General features: G+C 38.7%; 19 protein-coding genes. 9 read left to right on the forward strand and 10 right to left on the reverse strand.

Annotated elements, in window-relative coordinates:
* The first annotated feature begins 523 nt into the window (after positions 1-523).
* The 5 genes from MHI34_RS03995 to csaB all read left to right on the forward strand — a co-directional run bounded on the left by MHI34_RS03995 (position 524) and on the right by csaB (position 8045).
* Positions 524-2374: an S-layer homology domain-containing protein gene (locus MHI34_RS03995; protein ID WP_342504129.1), complete on the forward strand. Its 1851-nt coding sequence runs from the start codon at positions 524-526 to the stop codon at positions 2372-2374.
* A 364-nt stretch (positions 2375-2738) separates the two neighbouring features.
* Entirely contained in the window at positions 2739-3479 is a 741-nt protein-coding gene (locus MHI34_RS04000) for a WecB/TagA/CpsF family glycosyltransferase (RefSeq protein ID WP_342504130.1), read from the forward strand.
* Positions 3476-5032: a polysaccharide biosynthesis protein gene (locus MHI34_RS04005; RefSeq protein WP_342504131.1), complete on the forward strand. Its 1557-nt coding sequence runs from the start codon at positions 3476-3478 to the stop codon at positions 5030-5032. The genes MHI34_RS04000 and MHI34_RS04005 overlap by 4 nt, the downstream gene beginning before the upstream one ends.
* Before the next feature lie 20 nt (positions 5033-5052).
* On the forward strand, positions 5053-6966 hold the full coding sequence (locus MHI34_RS04010) for a DUF5693 family protein (protein WP_342504132.1): 1914 nt from the start codon (positions 5053-5055) through the stop codon (positions 6964-6966).
* Positions 6966-8045, forward strand: coding sequence for a polysaccharide pyruvyl transferase CsaB (csaB, locus tag MHI34_RS04015; RefSeq protein ID WP_036124317.1), 1080 nt, complete (start codon positions 6966-6968; stop codon positions 8043-8045). The genes MHI34_RS04010 and csaB overlap by 1 nt, the downstream gene beginning before the upstream one ends.
* 40 nt (positions 8046-8085) lie before the next feature.
* Here csaB and MHI34_RS04020 read toward each other — a convergent pair whose 3' ends face one another.
* Together MHI34_RS04020 and MHI34_RS04025 are read right to left on the reverse strand one after the other, a co-directional pair.
* Positions 8086-8916 carry a flagellin gene (locus MHI34_RS04020; protein ID WP_036124319.1) on the reverse strand — a complete coding sequence of 277 codons (831 nt, stop codon included), beginning with the start codon at positions 8914-8916 and terminating at the stop codon, positions 8086-8088.
* A 331-nt stretch (positions 8917-9247) separates the two neighbouring features.
* The gene (locus tag MHI34_RS04025) at positions 9248-9724 is read right to left on the reverse strand and encodes a transcriptional regulator (RefSeq protein WP_036124322.1); all 477 of its coding nucleotides are present in this window, start codon (positions 9722-9724) and stop codon (positions 9248-9250) included.
* 205 nt (positions 9725-9929) lie between these two features.
* On the opposite strand from MHI34_RS04025, the gene MHI34_RS04030 reads away from it, so the two are divergent.
* Entirely contained in the window at positions 9930-11504 is a 1575-nt protein-coding gene (locus tag MHI34_RS04030) for a hypothetical protein (RefSeq protein ID WP_036124323.1), read from the forward strand.
* A complete protein-coding gene (locus MHI34_RS04035; RefSeq protein ID WP_271912368.1) occupies positions 11501-14263 on the forward strand; it encodes a DEAD/DEAH box helicase in 2763 nt (920 codons plus the stop codon). The genes MHI34_RS04030 and MHI34_RS04035 overlap by 4 nt, the downstream gene beginning before the upstream one ends.
* 248 nt (positions 14264-14511) lie before the next feature.
* Here MHI34_RS04035 and ssb read toward each other — a convergent pair whose 3' ends face one another.
* Positions 14512-14910 (reverse strand): single-stranded DNA-binding protein, encoded by a 399-nt coding sequence (gene ssb, locus MHI34_RS04040; RefSeq protein ID WP_036124475.1) that lies wholly within the window; start codon positions 14908-14910, stop codon positions 14512-14514.
* 297 nt (positions 14911-15207) lie between these two features.
* Between ssb and MHI34_RS04045 the strand changes: the two genes are divergently transcribed.
* Together MHI34_RS04045 and MHI34_RS04050 are read left to right on the forward strand one after the other, a co-directional pair.
* Entirely contained in the window at positions 15208-15633 is a 426-nt protein-coding gene (locus MHI34_RS04045) for a YwpF family protein (RefSeq protein ID WP_036124472.1), read from the forward strand.
* 80 nt (positions 15634-15713) lie between these two features.
* Positions 15714-16679 (forward strand): nuclease-related domain-containing protein, encoded by a 966-nt coding sequence (locus tag MHI34_RS04050; RefSeq protein ID WP_342504133.1) that lies wholly within the window; start codon positions 15714-15716, stop codon positions 16677-16679.
* A gap of 58 nt (positions 16680-16737) precedes the next feature.
* Here the strand turns inward: MHI34_RS04050 and MHI34_RS04055 are convergent, their stop codons facing one another.
* From MHI34_RS04055 to MHI34_RS04085, 7 genes are all read right to left on the reverse strand, one after another.
* Positions 16738-17031, reverse strand: coding sequence for a hypothetical protein (locus tag MHI34_RS04055; protein WP_342504134.1), 294 nt, complete (start codon positions 17029-17031; stop codon positions 16738-16740).
* A complete protein-coding gene (locus tag MHI34_RS04060; protein ID WP_342504135.1) occupies positions 16964-17212 on the reverse strand; it encodes a hypothetical protein in 249 nt (82 codons plus the stop codon). Before MHI34_RS04060 ends, MHI34_RS04055 begins: the two co-directional genes overlap by 68 nt.
* 39 nt (positions 17213-17251) lie before the next feature.
* Positions 17252-17662, reverse strand: a complete 411-nt coding sequence (locus MHI34_RS04065; RefSeq protein ID WP_036124468.1) for a hypothetical protein — start codon at positions 17660-17662, stop codon at positions 17252-17254.
* Positions 17663-17771: 109 nt separating this feature from the next.
* On the reverse strand, positions 17772-18155 hold the full coding sequence (locus tag MHI34_RS04070) for a hypothetical protein (protein WP_036124467.1): 384 nt from the start codon (positions 18153-18155) through the stop codon (positions 17772-17774).
* Between the two features lie 147 nt (positions 18156-18302).
* Positions 18303-18746 carry a 3-hydroxyacyl-ACP dehydratase FabZ gene (fabZ, locus tag MHI34_RS04075; protein WP_036124465.1) on the reverse strand — a complete coding sequence of 148 codons (444 nt, stop codon included), beginning with the start codon at positions 18744-18746 and terminating at the stop codon, positions 18303-18305.
* A gap of 55 nt (positions 18747-18801) precedes the next feature.
* A complete protein-coding gene (locus tag MHI34_RS04080) occupies positions 18802-19086 on the reverse strand; it encodes a DNA-directed RNA polymerase subunit beta (protein WP_089932984.1) in 285 nt (94 codons plus the stop codon).
* Between the two features lie 47 nt (positions 19087-19133).
* Positions 19134-19973, reverse strand: a complete 840-nt coding sequence (locus MHI34_RS04085; RefSeq protein ID WP_058843805.1) for a flagellar hook-basal body protein — start codon at positions 19971-19973, stop codon at positions 19134-19136.

Consider the following 19973-nt stretch of genomic DNA (forward strand, 5'->3'; position numbering starts at 1 on the left):
TAATTCAAAACTAAAGCAAATTTTCTTAGTAAAGTTACTAGAAAAAGAGTAGTAGAATACCATTCTAGTAAGCTTATTCACTTTCTACAATAATATAACACTCTTTTTTCCATAATTCAAGCACTGGGACATAAATTTAGTTATAGAAGATTTTTTTACCATACCTAGTGTGGTATTTTATAGAAACTTAAAATCTCCCATCTATTTATCCCCTTATTTGGATTGGTAACATATAGTTCCGTTACCTATTATACCTGACTCTCCTTAATAACCAAGTGTTTTCTAGAATGGTTACTAAATTGTCAAAAATTAAAGACTCCCGTAATAATTTAGTAATAATTGTAAAGCTACAGTAATACTGTTTGTACTTTTCTGTAAAATCCAGACTTTTCAAGAGTTTCTACTATATTAATGAAAAGCAGTCTCTATCTGTCCTCATGTTGTAATGATAGATTGGCTATTTTTATGCTACACTTTTGATAGTTTGATAGAACATCATCAGCTATTGAAGGGAGCTAAAAAAATGAAACGTAAATTTCCTCTTTACGGGGCCGTGCTTGCCGGAATGTTATATCTGGCACCTACTTCCGCTTCAGCAGAAGATCTTTCGAAGCACTGGGCCTACCATGAAATGAACTATCTTATTACCAACGATTTAATGAAAGGTGATGAATTCGGCAATTATCGTCCGAATGATGCTGTTACTCGTGCTGAGTTTGCTGCATTTCTAGTTAGAACACTTAATCTGCCAGCTGCTTCTAGTAATGCAACCTTCTCAGATGTTAAGAAGGGCGACTGGTATTACGGGGTCATCGAACAGGCAAGCTATCACGGACTGATCAAAGGTGATGAGCAAGGTAAGTTCAACCCAAATGATCATATTAACCGTCAGGAAATGGCGGCTATGTTAAAAAGGGCTCTCCATTATCAAAACATCAACACAACTTCCTCCCCTATTACGTTTAGTGATAATGCTCGTATTGCCAAATGGGCCTATGCAGATGTACAAGCTGTCGTCACGACAGGACTACTTGTCGGGAAGCCTAATAATCAATTTGCACCTCTTGCCCAAACAACTCGTGCCGAGGCAGCTACTGTGCTCTATCGTTTAATCCATTTGGAAGCACCTGAAACAGGTGGTAAGCAATACACTACGACGAACTACTCACACGATTACTCAACGGTGGTACGTAATCAGGCGAAGAATAATCCAAAGGTCGATGGTGCAGGCATTTTCACGGCTAGCGAGGCACTAGTGTCATACTATGTGCACCCAAAAAGCTTTATGCAGGATAGCCCATCTTATTATCAATTTTTAAAATTATCTACTGTGGTGAATAACCTTAGTGCAAAGGAACTGAATGATAAGGTACTTGCGAATAAAGGAAGCTTAGCGAATACAGCTGATGCCTTTATAAAAGCGGGTGTCGATAACAATGTCAATGCCATTTATTTGGTATCCCATGCCTTACATGAAACAGCCAATGGTGGCTCATCACTTATTAAAGGTATCGACGTTGGTTTAGATACTAATGGTAAACCGATGATGGCGACCGCAGAAAATCGTGAAAAATTAACAGCGATTAAGAAAACTTACAATGCTTATGGTATTGGTGCTATTGATGCAGATGCTAATAAATATGGGGCTGAGCGTGCCTATGCAAATGGTTGGTTTACTGTTGAGGATGCTATTATTGGTGGTGCTCAATTTGTAAAGGATCAGTATATTAGCAAGGGGCAAGACACACTATATAAAATGCGTTGGAATCCTGAAAATCCAACCGTTCACCAATATGCTACGCATGTGATGTGGGCAGTCATTCAAGCAAAAAAGATTTATGACATCTACGAATTAATTGGTGCTCATACAACAACTAATTTGGTGTTTGATGTACCTGCTTATCAAAGTCAGTCTTCCGCGCCATCATTACCAAGCCCAACGAAGCAATATGCGTTGGATTTAGGGTTAGCTGGAGCCACAGGCAAGGCTACGATTAATCTCAATATGAGAACGTACCCGACTACAACTGATAATGCTTCAATCATTACGAATTTACCAAAGGATACATCCTTTAAAGTCCTTGGCGAAAATGGTGGCTGGTTCAAAGTAAGTGTTAATGGACAAGAAGGCTGGGTATTTGATGATTATGTCGTTCTTGAAAATGGTCTACAGATTGTTAACATGAATATCACGCTCAATGTCAGAAGTGAACCTTCCACTACAAGCGCTATTTTAGGCACAGTGAAACCGAATGGCTTTATTATTGGTGAAGTAGATGACAAAGGTGAGTTCATAAAAAATGGTGCTTGGTATCAGGTAATCTACAACGGCAAAACTGGCTGGGTGCATGGTGATTATATTGTAAAAAAATGATTCGATTGCGATCATCTAAAAAAGAGTGCGACATTGCTGCGCACTCTTTTTATTGTTCATTTTTGTCCTACTATTTGATCGCTATATAATAGAAGAAACTCGAAATTATATGTTAGGATTATGAAAAAATTCTCCTAAAATTTAGTACAATTTTATGCTTATTTAGCTGGTTCATCGATCATGCTAAGTAATAGGCGCTACTCGACTATGACTATCGACATCCCTTTCCACTTTCATTTCCTTGTCTGAGATATACCCTCTTCCATAACGACTAAACCCCTATACGAAAATTTCCTGTCAATATTGCTTTTATGGTATGATAGATTGCAGTGAAAAAGGAATTACAGAAAGGTTTGAACACTATATGAGGCATGTAACAATTATGGGCGTACCCTTTTTACATATTAATCAGCAAGGGTTTGTTGATTTACTCGTTCATCGTATTGAACAGCAAGAAAAGACTTTCGTTGTAACAGCCAATCCAGAAGTTGTTATGCAGGCAAACGAAAATGCCACTGTAATGAATTATTTACAGCAGGCGACCTACATTTGTGCGGATGGCATTGGTGTCGTTAAAGCTGCACAAATCCTTGGTGAATCACTGCCAGAGCGTGTAACAGGCTATGATACGATGGTACGACTGCTGGAAGTAGGTCAGCAGAAGCGTTTTAAAATTTATTTATTAGGTGCACAAAAAGAAACAATCGAAAAGACGGTTGCGAATATTCATAAAAACTACCCAAATGTTGATATCGTTGGCTATCATGATGGTTACTTCGACTGGAATAATAATGATTTTGCAAATGAAATCGCGACATTACAGCCTGATCTCGTGTTTGTAGCATTAGGTGTACCAAGACAGGAAAAATGGATTACAAAAAATCTGGATAAGTTTTCAAAGGGTGTATTTATCGGTGTAGGTGGTTCCTTCGATGTGATCGCTGGCACTGTAAAGCGTGCTCCAGTCATTTGGCAAAAGTTAAACTTGGAGTGGCTCTACCGAGTGCTGCGTCAGCCAAGTCGTTTTGGCAGAATGCTCGTTCTCCCTCGCTTTGCTTTAAAGGTTTTTGCATTAAAGCTTAAAGGTCAGGGCAAAACAAAATGAGTCAGTCAACCTTTGTCAAAAGTACACTTATCTTAACAATTGCAACATTACTTTCTAAAGTAATCGGTAGTATTTTCCGTATACCGCTGCAAAATATTGCTGGTGATGAAGTACTCGGTATCTTTAGTCTTGTTTATCCTGTCTATATGGTGGCACTGTATTTATCCGTTGCTGGTATCCCTATCGCTATTTCTAAGCTGATTGCGGAAGCTAGGACGAGTATGGATACTGCCAAAATTAAGAAAATTTATGTGACTGCAAGAATCCTTGCATTATCCTTTGGCGTCATTAGTTTTACAATCATTTACGGCTTTTCAGAGCAGATAGCGAATGCACTTGGTGGCCCTTCAACGGAGATTGCATTAATCATTGTAGCCCTAACACTACTCGTTGCTCCCTATATGGCTGTCTATCGAGGATTTTTCCAAGGCTTTGGGGATATGCGACCTACTGCCATCTCACAAGTGATTGAGCAATTAGTACGTGTCGCTTTAATTTTAATTGTTGCGTATTTCTTAGTTGCGATGGATTATTCCAATGATATCGTAGCTGGTGGTATTATGGCAGGTTCTGTATTAGGTGCACTTGGATCACTTTTCTATTTACTCTTTAAATATTTCCGTTCTTCGGTAAAAGTGACGAGCAAGGAGAAATATTCTAGTAAGGATTTTTCCACATACAGTAAAACCATTTTAAAAATCTCCATACCCATTGCAATTGGTTCTGTAACAATGGCACTTTTTAATTTCGTTGACTCCTTCACGGTCACATATGGCTTAAGAAATGCTGGAGCAGATGCAAGTGAGATTAGCTTCCTTTACGGGATTTATGGTCGAGGACTGACATTAGTTCAAATCACAACGGTTTTCGCTTCTTCAATTATCTTACCACTTGTGCCGCTGATTACAACGAAGCTAGCAGAACGTAAATTGAATGAAACACGCAGTATTATTGAACGAACACATCGTATGACACATCTTATTTCTTGGCCAGCTGCTATCGGGCTGCTAGCCTTAACCTTGCCTTTAAATCTAGCTCTTTTCAAAGACTTAGAGGGAAGCTTAATGTTAGCCATCATTAACCTTAGCTCCGTCTTTACATCCCTGACACTACTTGGAACAGGTATTTTACAGGGCATGAATGCTGCCAAAACAGGAGCCATCATTATTTTGAGTGGAGTTGTCCTTAAGGTGTTTTCGAACATCTTCTTTATTCAAGAATTCGGTTTAGATGGTGCTGCATATGCAACGTTGTTGGTGTACTTAGTGTTATTTATTGTGAATTCTGTCTTTATTTATCGTATGATTCGCTTCACTGTTCTTGGAAAAGATACGGTAAAAATGATTGTGTCTTCCATCGTAATGGGGGCAGCCGTTGGTTTACCAACGCTTTGGCTTGATTTTACACATTGGTCTCGAATGTTGGCGATGGGTTATCTAACTGTTGCAATTATAGTGGGAGGAGCTCTTTATTTCCTTCTTCTATGGGTGATGAAAGCAATCCATAAACAAGATTTAAAGAAAATCCCTGTTATCGGAAAAAGATTTTCATAATTAAGAGAGGTAGGACACTTATGTCGAAACAGAAATGGCTTTGGGGAATCATTGTTCTTTTACTCATCGTTTCCTCCACAGGTATGATGATGAGGTGGAATGCAGAGCAATCGAATAATGCTTATGAAATTGTCATTCCCTATCATGAAATACAAACCGCAGAAAAAAATAGCGATTTAACAATGGATGAAATTCTTTCCTCCTTAAAGGATGCTGGACTGAATACGGTAAGTCTAGAGCCTTTAACATTAAAGGAAATGGAAAAACAAAACTTAATTACGGTTTATAAAGAAAGCGAATTAGCAGCGCAATTATTATTTACACCTTATAAAGATGCTATTAATATCACTAAGGGTGGCTATTATATTCGAGTGCCTGAAAATGAAAGCTATCAGAAGCTTATCATGGAAAGCATGGAACCAGAGGAAGTACAAATAGGAGAAGAAGCTTTTTATTTCCTCCCTGCTTCTAACCACAATTTTGATTTAAAAACACCAATTGGTTACGATCAGCCTGCGATTGATATGATTAGTAAGCATGGACTAGCCCACATCTTTAAAGTGGAAAATGCAGATAATGAAGTAGCTAATGAAAAAATAGTAAATCAATTACTAGCGTTAAAAGATGCTTCTGCTGGTCGTTTGCTTGGCCAAGGCGATGAAGCCATTGGATTTGGACAAGAAGATGGCAATCAATTAGTTGAAAAATTAAGTGATGCTGGCTATTACTTCTACACAATTGAAAGCAACCCGCTCAAAGGCGAAAGTAAAATCGCTCAAATGACGGATTATCATATGATTCGTTTGCATAGTATCAATGTCAACAGAGAAACAAAATTAAAGTTAAATGCAAGTATTGACCGTACAACACGAGCTGTCAAAGAGCGTAATATTCGCTCCATCTTCTATCATATTAAAACAACAGGCAATGCCAAAGATAATATAGAAGACACGATTGAATACTTAAATGGTGTTCATGAGACAATGCCCGATCATTTCCAACCAGGTGAACCAAAGCTATTTGATAAAGTTGCCGTTCCAGCATGGGTCACAGCAACCGTATTATTAGCAGGTATTTTATTTATCTTTATCGTTTCAGAGTTAGTAAAATGGATGCCTCTTCGTATAGCGGCAGCTGGCTTTATGGCGTTACTAGCTATTGCGTACTTTATTCTAAAAAGTACTCTATTCTTACAAGCATTTGCACTAATTATTGCAGTCCTTGCACCAACCTATGCAGTCATCAAATCAGCGCAAGGCTCTACGAAAATGGCTAAAATCTTGGTGCAATATGTGAAGGCCGTAGCGATTAGTCTTATTGGGATTATCATTGTCATTGGCTTATTGAATGGTAATGCCTTTATGACAGGCTTTGCTGTATTTAAAGGAGTTAAGCTTGTTTATCTCATTCCAATTATGGGTGTATTATTATTTACTGTAATTGAGATCAACCGACTAGCTGAGCAAAACATCAAAGAATCTTTATCGAATACCGTCACATTATTAAACAAAGAACTAAAATATTGGCATGTGCTATTACTAGTAGTTGTCGCAGGTATCGGTTTATTTTACATTAGCCGTACAGGTAACTCTGGTTCTGTCAGTGATATGGAATTAGCCTTTAGACAATGGCTCGAAAATACATTGTATGTTCGACCAAGGACGAAGGAATTTTTAATTGGTTTCCCATTCTTTATTTTAGCGTTATATGTAATGGGGATTAATCGCAAATGGGGTAGTATCCTACTTGTACCAGGTGTTATCGGATTCCTATCCATCGTCAATACATTTACCCACCTACACATTCCAGTAGCTGTTTCTGTCTTGCGTACACTATACAGCGTATCTCTTGGCCTTGTAGTAGGATTAGTGTTTATCCTCATCTTCAAAATTGGTTATCGTTGGGTTTCTAAGGCAATCGCGAGGTGGTCATAATGCACGTTGTTTTATCTGGCTATTATGGATTTGATAATGTTGGCGATGATGCCATCCTGCTGTCCATTATCCACTCTCTAAAAAAGTGGCAGCATGATATAGAAATCACGGTATTATCCAATAATCCAGCAGCTACTGAGCAAACATACGGTGTCAAAGCCGTGAATCGTTGGAAAATGAAAGAAATACGCCAATTGCTTAAAAGGGCAGATGGACTTATCAGCGGTGGCGGTAGCCTTATGCAGGATCAAACAGGAATGAAAACCATTCCTTACTATGCGGGCGTTATCCAAATAGCAAAATGGTTGAAAAAACCAGTATTTGTTTACGCCCAAGGCATGGGCCCGATTAATCACTCTCTAAGTAAATTCATTGTTCGCTCTGTCTTTAATAAGGTAGAGCAAATTACAGTCCGAGATAAAGCCTCTCAAGCTCTTCTAACAGAGATTGGTGTACGAAAAGAGGCTAAGCTTGTGCCAGACCCCGTTATGGGACTTAACGGTAGTGACTTTCATAGTGAATGGCTCGAAAGTGTCACATTATCAGCAGATAGCTATATCTCTGTAAGTGTGCGTGACTGGCCATCCGCCATAGCGTACAAAGAAAAAATTGCGCATAGCCTAGACGAATTAGTACGTCAAGGTGAGCAAATTGTCTTCTTACCTATGCATGGTGAGCATGATTTAAAAACATCACAGGAAGTAGCTGCACTAATGAAGGAGAAAAGTTTGATTGCGCCAGCCGATTTATCCATAGAGGAGAAAATCGCAGTAATTGGACAATCTCAATTATTAATTGGGATGCGACTACATTCTCTCATTTTTTCTGCAATCTATGCGACTCCTTTTATCGCCATCTCGTACGATCCAAAAATCGATGCGTTTGCTGACATTGTCAGTCAACCAGTTATTGGTCATGTCGAAGCAGATGATTGGAACGGTGTGACATTGTTTGAACAAGCCGTCACAATCCTTGAATCATTTACGACGGTTCAAGAAAATATGCGTCAGGCTATCATACCCTTACAAAATGAAGCAACAGCAACGGCGAAATTAGCCATTGAGGTTTTTTCACAATAAACATGAAAAAATGATGAATTTCAATTAATATTGAAATTCATCATTTTTTTCCGATTTCTAATAATTTTAAAACAGACTGTGCTTGCTGCATATGCATAGCTAAGACATATTGACTGGCCTGCATCAAAATTTGAGCCTTCACCATATTCATCATCTCTTTAGCGATATCTGCATCTCGAATACGAGACTCTGCCGCTTGTAAATTTTCTGCGGTGTTAACATTAGCATTATAAGCATGTTCCAAACGGTTTTGGTACGCTCCTAGACGAGAACGCTCATTAGATACACGTTTTAAAGCCTCATCCATTGAAGAGATGGCTTTATCTGCATCCTCTCGAGTAGCAATGGACACATCCTTCAAACCAAGTGCTTCAGAGCCCATACCATTGATAAATAATTCTATATGCTGCCCTGCATTGGCCCCTGCTTGAATTTTAATGCTATTTGTCTCATGATCTCCATTGAGTAATGTCTTCGTATTAAATTCTGTATCCGTAGAGAGGCGCTGAATTTCCTTCTTTAATTCTTGGAACTCCAGCTCTAATTTTTCACGATCATCATCGGTTAATGTGTCATTGGCTGCCTCCACTGCTAATTCACGCATGCGCTGAATCATCGCATGTGTCTCATTCAGTGCCCCCTCTGCTGTCTGCACGAGAGAAATGCCGTCCTGTATATTTTTAGCCGCCATATTCAATCCCCGAATTTGAGAACGCATTTTTTCAGAAATCGCCAATCCAGCTGGATCATCCGCTGCACTATTGATTCGATACCCCGACGAAATGCGTAGCATAGCTTTACTCATCGCACTTTGATGCCGATTCATATTATTCAGGATCGACATCCCCGTAGCTGACCACTTACCAAGCATGCTTTCACCACCTTCTTAATATGTATATCGGCCTATTCTCTATTCTATTAATCACCATTATGGGAATCATTGCTAATTTTTTATGTATTATTAACAATTTATAGGCACATGACTCCTTTTAGCTTAATAGTGTCCAGATTTTTTAGTGAACCTATAGTCATTACGAGCGATGATGATTAGCTGACTTGCAAGTCGCTCATTCAGCTTTGTGGCAATATGACAGTAGCTTGTGTTGGAATACAATTCTTCTCCTTCTGGAGGTACATGCCAAATTTTAGTAAAAGCACCTGCTTATCATTTCTGAAAAGTAGGTGCTTACTGGGCATTCCATCTATTCAATTGTTAAACCTCCAAGTTGATGGCTCTTTTGCTGTAGCAGTTCGAAAAAGAGTTCTTTATCGTTCTCCAATAATGTTTGATCAATTAAATAATCAAAATTTTTCTCCTCTAGTTCTGCGATAAGCTGATCGATTTCGCCAACCGTCACAGATGAAACAAGTGGAATTTGTTTCTTCGGTGTTGCGCTTTCAAGTATTGGTGCTAGATGCTCATGAACATTCGTAATAAGCAGTAGTTGATAAAGTGGTAATCTGATAAAACGATTTCCTTTTTGGAAAACAAAAACCTCAGATAAATTTTCAATTTGCTGTGTCTTCATGTTGATAATCATCTCTTTACCTTCTATAGGAATGAAATGGAAAATCTCATTCTCTTTTAAAATAGAGAAATATTGATAAGCAAATACGAGACGTAATTTGTCTCCAGTAACTTTTGTGTAAAACGGCTTCATGTATTGAACTTGCATCATCCTTCATCCCTCCTTAGTTATCTGATTATTCAGATTTTAACACAAATCAATTGGCTTGTTAACTATCTTTGAATTCATTTTTTTCTTTCTGATCATTCAGCTTATCATTACTGCATTTTAATCGTATAATGGAAGGACAGTCTTTTTTTCATTCTTACAATTAACAATGTTAAACATAGCCATACATGATGAAAGGAGTGAGGTTATGGCATTGTCTATATCGCAAATAGCTAAAGAACATCAAGTATTTGTGCTGACTAAATTAAAAGAAGCTGAACAAGGGCTACATCCTTCCTCTACGGAAGATGAAGAACTAGTGCGTCGTGCTGTCTTTTCTGTAAGAAATAAATCCATTGTTTTTGAACGTTTTAATGGAACAAGTTCTATATTATATGCAAGTGTTCAGGATGTCAGACCCGCTTCTGTTGAAATTGATTTTTACAAGGAAGAGCTACATTGTAACTGTCCACAACCTAAATGGTGTCGACATCAAGTAGGTGCTTTACTCGCTCTCTACCAATACTTTGACTCCGTGCAAAATTGGTCGAGTACTTGGCGTGCTCAAAAATCGGTCCAGCTAAAAACCTTAGCAGAAGAACGTAGACCACAAAGCTGGTCGATGATGGTTGATGAAGTAATGAAGCGCTTATTACCATCTGGCCGAGTATTAGAGGGCTATGGGCTTTCTGCTGTAAGAACAGATGCATTGGAGCGTCTTCGCCGACATATGCCCTTTGAACGTGAATGGCAGCCCCTTTATAAGCTCTATATGGAATTAGCTATTTTAAATACTATATGGCGGCATTTAAATGCAACAGCTGGGCATTCATTAGATTCTCCATATATGAAATACTTTATCGATCAAAGCATGCAATCCTTTGAAAGCATTCTTACTGAGTTAACGAATCGGTCACGTCTTTTTGCGACTGATCCTTTTTATGATGCCATTCAAGAGCTAGTAAGGGAATTTTTATTAGAACGACAAGGGCTGTTTGCCCATCGACTTCGTCTATATATGCTGCTTTGGGCAGTGCTTTTTTATGAGAAGCCTCGACGCGAGCAGGAATTAACTTATTTAAATAATCTAGAAAACCGTTCGGAAGAAATTTCTTTGCAATCATTAAAGCTATTATTTTATGTGTTATTACAAAAGGAGGATCTGCTGCTCGAAAATTTGGCACAGATTGATTTACCGCAAATGCAGGATTTATTTGAACTGGCTACTTTTGCTCAACGTGCTGGTGAGTCCTATTCATTAGCTGTCATTTTACGAGCTATATTACCTTTGACTGAAGCCTTCCTACAGGAAGTCGTACCAGTCGTTCAAAGAGCCCAGTACGTAAGGCAATTTCAGCTTTTATTTGATGACATACAGCTTACTGAGGAAGAGGAAGCAATGTTATACAGTGCATTTGGTGTGTATGGGCTTCAGCCATTTTCATCGTTTTTAATTAAAAAAGGACGTTACCGTGAATGGGCTGCTCTCCATCAATTAAATCCTTCATCTCTATCCTATTTAGAAATGTGTGGATTAAAGGACGTCTTACAGATTGAACCAGCTACTGTTTTACCTTTATACCATGTCTATGCAATGGCTGAAATTTCACAAAAATCACGTATGAATTATAAGCAAGCTGTGCGTATTTGGAAAAGTATGCGTAGTGCCGCAAAACGAGCTGGCAAAACAGCTTATTTTGAAACATATATGCAAACCATTCGTGCAGAATATAAACGATTACGTGCGTTACAAGAAGAAATTGAGAAAGGAAACTTAGTATGATGACAATAAATGCTCCTTCCCCCTTTTCCCAAACTCAACAGCTTCGTATTGATGTAGCACGGGAAGGATATTTTACATTGCAGGGTTTTACTGCAAATGGTACGACAATCGACGCTGATACATTAATTTCTTCATTATTCTTTACCTATGAAGCAAATGTCTATGGCTTATTAACCAATCGGACTGATTTCACGATTGAGGTTTCTACTGCTGAATTACTTGATATTTTTTCATCAAGCTTCCAACATCCCTTTATTAATTGGCTTGGTGCAAATGATGAAAGTAAGGAATGGCTCGGAAAAGTACTGGCGTTACAGGAATACTGGCAGGAGCCCTCACTTTGGTCATACGCTGTCATTGCGGAAGATTTTTCTTCGCTAACTTTTCCTATTGATCACATCGATACAGCATTATTAGAAATAGCTGTTCAGCAAAAGCTTTCACAAGTTGGTCTAATACTAGCTGATTTACCAAAACTTCTACCCTTTTTCTTACGTGGTGGCTGGCCATTGGATCAAGCTCGTCAAGCCGGTGCAGTTTCAGTTTCTTTACGGTTAAGTGAGCCAGAAGATGAAGCCGATGTCTGGTTATTAGAAACAGTGCTCAGCACTGCTACGACAAAAAACTACTGGACTCCTGCTATTCGTAAGCAATCCTTACCAATTGAAGAGGCGCTTCCTACGAAATGGCGAATGTTCGCCACTGAAATTGAACAACAGCAACAACAAATTGTGAATCTTCTATCCAATGACGATATCAGAAGTGATACCTTTATTCGTGTGACATTGGAGGACTCAGAAGTACGGTCTTTTTTACGTGAGGATCTCGCCAGATTACAGGCACTTGGTTTTGATGTTGTACTCCCTGCATGGCTAAAAGATTTAAAACAATCCAAATTACGTGTACGTGTAACAACTAACAATGTCTCCACAAAGAAGGTAGCAGGATTAGATGATATTTTAACGTTTAAATGGCAATTTTCTATGAATGGGCAAACGATTTCAGCTGAGCAATTTAAAAAGCTGGTGGATGAGAAACGTGAATTTATTCGTATAGGTACGGAATGGTTCCGAGTCGATGCCAATTGGATGCACGAAATGCGTGAACTAATGCAGCAGGCAGAAGATGAAAGTTGGACTGTTCGAGAATTGTTGTTTAGAGAATTACCCGAAGACTTGTCTGCTCCTCTCGAAGAAGATGCCGATGATGCGCTAAGAGATGATCCAATTTTCGCACTGGAAATACAACAATCATTAAAATCATATATGGAGCAGCTTTTGGAGAAGAAGGGCTTGCCAGCAGTACCGATTCCTTTATCCTTACAAACCGAATTACGTCCTTACCAACAAGAGGGCTTTGAATGGTTAATCTTTATGCGCGAACAAGGTTTTGGTGCATGTCTAGCCGATGATATGGGACTTGGGAAAACGGTGCAACTAATCACCTATTTACTTCATATTTATGAGACAGCAGCTGATTATACGAAGCCAACCATTATTATTTGTCCAACCTCAGTCCTCGGTAACTGGCAAAAAGAACTCGCTCGATTTGCCCCTTCACTGATTGTGCATACGCATTATCAGACAAATCGAGCTAAGGATGAGGATTTTAAAGAGCTAGTGACTGCCGAAAAACCACATGTTATTTTATCAACCTATGGTACTGTGTCGCAGGATACTGAATTTTTACAGAATATAGAATGGGCAACTGTTGTGCTCGATGAAGCTCAAAATATAAAAAACATGCAGACCTTACAATCAAGAGCCATTCGTAAATTGTTAGGAGACCATCATATTGCCCTTACAGGAACACCTGTAGAAAACCGCTTATCTGAGCTATGGGCTATTTTTGATTTCATTCATAAGGGTTATTTAGGTAGCTTTGGCCGCTTCAATGAAGAATTTATTTTGCCTATTGAACGAGACGAATCTGAATCACATAAGCAGAAGTTACGAGCTAAAATTCAACCTTTCTTATTGCGTCGTACAAAGCGTGATCCCCATTTACAGCTTAACTTACCAGATAAGCTAGAATCGAACGAATACTGTCCATTAACAGCCGAGCAAGCTTCTCTCTATGAAGGATATATTTTAGAGACACTCGATCAGCTAGAGCAGTTAACAGGTTTTCAAAAAAAGGGACGTGTTTTAAAGATGCTTAGTAAGTTAAAGCAACTATGTAATCATCCTGCCTTATATTTAAAGGAATCTTTCGAGGATGCCGAAACAATGCTTGCACGTTCGACTAAGCTAGAGCGCATTGTACAAATGGCAGCAGAGATTGTGGACAATGGCGAACAATGCCTTATCTTTACACAGTATATCGGAATGGGGCAATTGCTACAGCATTGTTTAAGTGAACTATACAATGTGGATGCACCGTTTTTAACTGGTGCTATGCCTAAGCAGCAGCGTGACCGCTTAGTAGAGGCTTTTCAGGCAGGAGACTTCCCTATATTTATTCTTTCCTTAAAAGCAGGTGGAACAGGTCTTAATTTAACAGCTGCTAATCATGTTTTACATGCAGATCGCTGGTGGAACCCCGCTGTCGAAAATCAAGCAACTGATCGTGCTTATCGCATTGGGCAGACACAATTTGTGCAGGTCCATAAATTTGTAACCATCGGTACAATTGAAGAAAAAATTGATAAAATGCTGGTGCAGAAATCTGCATTATCCGAAGAACTCATTCAATCAAGCCAGTGGTTGACCGAGTTAGAAGATCAAGAACTTCGTGATCTAATAACATTGGACATATAGTAATTAGATGCGCCAAGAGCTACATTGTTCTTGGCGCTCTTTTAGTGGAACCTCGTTACTTCTTATCCCTACTTACTTCAAACATTCTTATTTAGTTGTGTCAAAACATCCATTGCTGTGCGGTCTTCAGCAATGTCTTTTTAATATGTGTATACATCATTCCTTTCTGTTGCTACGGTGCAAGAAATATAAGGAGAATGGCGGATCAGACAACGATATTTCTCTTGCTCCGTATGTAAATAGCTTGTCTATGGTAAAACAAAATCTTTTAAGTCTTCCTGTTCATTCGGTGGCTGTGGCGGTACAATAGCCGTTTCGTCACTATTCCTTTGTTTGAGATGATAAAATCGTATATCTTCTACAACCACCTCTGTCATAAAAATCTTAGTGTTTTCTTCATTTACAAATGATCTTGTTTGAATACGACCATTTGCACCGATTAAAGAGCCTTTACCGCAATATTTGACGATATGTTCTGCCAGCCTTCCCCAAGCTGTACAGAAAATAAAGTCTGCATCTACTTCTCCACGATTGTTTTTAAAATTGCGGTTAATGGCCAATGAAAAATGAGTCTGTACACGATTTCCAGATAAGTAACGTAACACCGGATCTTTCGTAAACCTTCCGACCAGTCCGACTTGATTCATTCGTTCACCACCTTTCTGTTGGATTGCTTTCATCTTACAAAAGGATATCCGCATTGGCAAAATCCGATATTATAAATTTCCTTCTGTTTTGCAGCATAAATTGGGTAAATTAGCATTTTTAATTTGCTAATTTTTTTTAATTTTCTAGCTGAATGCTTTGGACTGTAATGGCAAATGCTATTTCATGAAATCAGCATTTTCGCAGGTTTTGAAATATCGTCACAGGTGCACATAACAAACAGCCACTACTTCATGTGTTATAATAAAAGAATGACAGACTTAGGAGGAATATACATAATGAAAACATTTAAAATGCTTTCCTTTGACCTTGTCACGAAAGATGGCGTACAACCATTCCCTTTAGTCGATGGCATTATTATTAATCAGGAAAACAGCCATCAATCTTGGATACTAGAATTGTTTATGGAAAAACAATATCGCTCAACCTTTGATGAACTCTTAGTAAATGCTACAGTCTGCAATGTCCGTGCAGTTATTTCATTTCCAGATAATGAACCCGCTCCTTTTCAGGTAATCGTACATACAGTTCAAGAAATTGGTGATCATGTTTCAGTACTACTAAAAGGAACACTCAAAATTAAACGCTCTAAATATGCTGAACAATTGCTTTCCGAGCTACTTGCTGAGGGTGTATCCCTAGAGGATTTACTGGAGCGCTTTACGAAAGATATGAAGCAGCGACCAAAATTAAAAAATGATTAGCGATGCGAATTTTGCATCGTTTTTTTATTGGACAAGCTGCCATTTTTCAGTACAATACAATTTAAAAAGGAGCGTTATATTTGGTTATTGCTATCAGAGAGAAGCCTTTAAAATTATTATGGCTTGAGGCTGTGATGAGGAGGCTTTTAAAGAATGATGTTGAGTTTCACTATTATCAGGAACAATATCGCCGACTGGATGCAGGTTTTGCTGGTGAACAAAAAGTGGACCGCGAATGGCATGAATTACTATGTCCAAATACTTTTTTCGTATTACATAATTTGTGTCTCAAGAACACTGCTCAACATATGCATCAGCTTGATACACTCTTTATTTGCCCTCAATTTATCTTCGTTTTAGAAATTAAAAATATTCATGGTCGACTAGAATTTAATCAACTCACACATCAATGTACACGCACAAAGGCAGATGGCACAGTAGAAGGATTTCCAAATGCGTTTACCCAAACTGAGCGTCATATGCGTTTTCTTAAAAGTCTTTCTTACTCACTCCCCATTGAAGGTGCCGTTGTTATAGCAAACTCTTCAGCGATCATCGTTAATCCTTCTAAAGCGCTCCCTATTTTTCATGTGTCAGGTCTTCATCAACATCTCCAGTCACTTTTTAAAAAGCATCCTCAAAAAATGCTAACAGATGATCAATTAGCTCAACTGGTTCAAGGGCTTCTCTCCAAACAAACGATTCCTCACATTCAAACTTCGATTGCCCCATCACGATTTCGGCATGGTGTGCTTTGTCCTAAATGTTCCTATCAACATAATATGTATTTCTATCGGGGCATTTGGAAATGTTCATTTTGTCATTATCGGAGTATAGAAATTTTTGCAGAAGCCATGCTCGATTATCAACTATTGGTTAGCCATTCTATTACTAATCAACAGTTACGTAAATTTTTCAAAATTGATTCTATCGATACAGCTACACGATTGCTTCAGAAATTTCAGTTCCCTTATACCGGAACCTATAAAAATCGTGTTTACCATTTACCTGAAAATTTATTGGATTACATGAAGAGATTTTTTTGAGGGTTGATTGGCTCGCTTCACTGGCGAGAATATTTGCAATGCTCATGGGGCATACACTTCACTTTCGCGAGTATTCACCTTCCTTCCGCGAGTATTCGCCTTCCTTCCGCGAGTATTCACTTTCCTTCCGCGAGTATTCACTTTCCTTCCGCGTGTATTCACCTTCCTTCCGCGAGTATTCACCTTCCTTCCGCGAGTATTCACTCTTCTTCCGCGAGTATTCACCTCCCTTCCGCGAGTATTCACCTTCCTTCCGCGAGTATTCACACTTCTTCCGCGAGTATTCACCTCTTCTTCCGCGAGTATTTACCTTTCTTCCGCGAGTATTTACCTTTCTTCCGCGAGTATTCACCTTTCTTCCGCGAGTATTCACCTTTCTTCCGCGAGTATTCACCTTTCTTCCGCGTGTATTTACCTTTCTTCCGCGTGTATTTACCTTTCTTCCGCGTGTATTTACCTTTCTTCCGCGTGTATTTACCTTTCTTCCGCGAGTATTTACCTTTCTTCCGCGAGTATTTGCTTCTTTTTATCAAAAAAGAGTGTTTTCCATTTAGGAAACACTCTTTTTTATGTTATCGGTTGTTCATACCATCACGGTACTTTTCAGTGTCTTTGACTTTATCGTCGACAATATCATTATTATTGTTTACGTTGTCATTACGTTCAACACCGTTTACACCATTAGCATTTGGTACGTTGTCATAGCCGTTTGTACTGTTGATATCGGCATTTGATCCAGGTGTTGTCGCTTCAGGCAATGTTGTATTTTCGTTAACAGTACCTCGGTTAGTACCATCTACGTTGCGATCGTATGCATCGTCACGATTATTCGGGTCTAATGCATCTTCCACATTGTCTACACCACGACGAACGTCATTTTCGACGTCTCGAACAGGGTGATCTTCGACTGCATTATTTCCCCAGTTACATCCTCCAAGGAATACAGTTGCAAGAATAATGGTTAAAAATGACATTTTCCACATAGTAAAAAACCTCCTTTCTTGGGTACTATGTCAGCAAATACATCGTGTGTATTTGTGATCCTACATAGATTGCCCGGGAAAGGAGGGAACTATCCGATATTTGTACAAACTATTTTTGTTTTTCTTTTAATACTTGTTCAATGTATGCTGCTTCTGCTTTACAGTCATAGCTATAGTTTGTGCCTAGCTCTTTTTGCAATGCCTCGATTGTTTCGATCTGCTGCGCTGTTGGTTCTTCATTTAAAATTTTAGCAATGACCTCATCGATTTTTTGTGCCATCTCTTCATGAAACTGTGCACTCAACAATATATCAGCAGGGATTTTTTCGATCCATGCGGCATTCTCCTGAAAATAAGTCTGCCAGCTTGCAATGAAGTCTTCCATAGAAAAGCGCTCTTCATCCCAACCAATACTTGCTAAGTATGCTTCAAAAGATGTCGAAATCGAACGAGTAATGCTAATTTTAATACCTGAAGACAATTCCTTATACATCTTAATAATCCTCCTACGTTTGTAAAACCTAAAAATTACATCTATTTCAATTCCCAAACGCTTTTTCGCCACTGCAATTTAAGAACCTACTAATCAACTTTTAACTTGACTTTATCTATTTTATATCTTTTGGTCTACAAATGCAAATTAGGCTTGTTTAGGCTGTTCAGGTCCAATCGCAAATAGAATATCGGCTTCACATACAAGTTCTCCATCTACAGTCGCTATACCATGACCTTTACCCATTGCGCCACGAAGTTTAACAAATTCTACTTCCAATTTAAGTTGGTCGCCAGGAACTACTTGACGCTTGAAACGACAATTATCCACACCTGTTAAAAAGGCTAAACGTCCCTTGAATTCTTCTGCATTTAATAAAGCGACTCCACCCACTTGTGCTAATGCCTCTACAATTAATACACCTGGCATTACAGGATAGCCTGGGAAGTGTCCATTAAAGAAGTCTTCATTGATCGAAACATTTTTTAAACCTACTGCGCGTTTACCTTCATCTAATTCAACAATGCGATCAACGAATAAAAAAGGATAGCGATGTGGTAAAATTGCTTGAATTTGTTCTGCTGTTAACATGTAATTTCCCCCTCGAAATTAAGTATGTATACACAAAGTAAGGTAAAGAATATTGCTATTCTTTACCGTTCATAATATCAAATATATGCTGCCATGTTTCCCTTTTAAAAATATCCATAGCATTGCCTTCTCCAATCACACTGAAGCCAAACATTGCGCCTAATGCTGCGGCAGCAACGACTAAGACGAGAACAATTACAATGCGTAACCAAATCGGAATCAGTCGGATTTGCACCCAGCGAACCTCGCGTTGCTCTCCATTTGAGCGGCGTTCTTTCTTTTCTGGTTGCGTATCGGTTTCTTGTGTCGGCACAGAACGTCGACGTGAATCGTTTGTCATAGATTGTACTCCTCTTCATTCCTAACTATGTGTTTTTGGATGACTTTTTATCGAATGCCGTTAATTAGTCCTAGCATTTGATCTGCTAATGTAACCGCTCTTGCATTGAACTGATAAGAACGTTGAGTTTGTATTAGTTCTGTCATTTCCTTTGAGAGGTTTACATTGGACATTTCTAGTGTACCACTTTGCATGCCAATTTGCTGACGGTTCGCACCCACAAGCTCTGTCAGAACTTCCGCTTGTGTAAAGCCAAGTTCAGCTAGATTGTCTGGTAAACCAACATAAGAACCAGAAACATGTTCCATTAATTGTGGCTTTTGGAATTCTGTTACAGCTAAATCCGTACGAATGATATCACCATTTGGATAAGATGCTTCTAAAACACCACCATCTCGAACGGCAAACTTTTGAACAGTATCTGGTAATGTAATAGCTTGTCCTGCTGCATTGGCTACGGGATAACCCTCTGCCGTTACGAGCATTACTGTTCCGTTATTCAACGGAGATAAATAAAAGTCACCTTGTCGAGTATACACTGTTTCAGTTCCATTTTCACCATTTGGCATTAAAATATTGAAATATTGTTTTGCTTTTGTGAAAGCAAAGTCTAAATCTCGATTCGTTGTTTGTAATGAGCCTTGCTTTTCATTGGATTTAATTTGTCCAAGCATGGCACCAGATCCATAGCGAATACCAACTGGTGTTTGGCGTTCAGCTCGGTCCTGCTTATCATTGTTAAATTGCTGATAAAGTAGTTCATTGAAGGATGCTTCCTTCGTTTTATAACCGGTTGTACTACTATTAGCAATATTATTACTAATTGTATCTAGTTTATTTTGTAATTGACCCATTGTGTTCGTTGCTGTCATCATTGTACGTAGCAT

This window comes from Lysinibacillus sp. FSL L8-0126 (assembly GCF_038630385.1).
In the GTDB taxonomy this organism is placed as follows: Bacteria; Bacillota; Bacilli; order Bacillales_A; family Planococcaceae; genus Lysinibacillus; species Lysinibacillus fusiformis_D.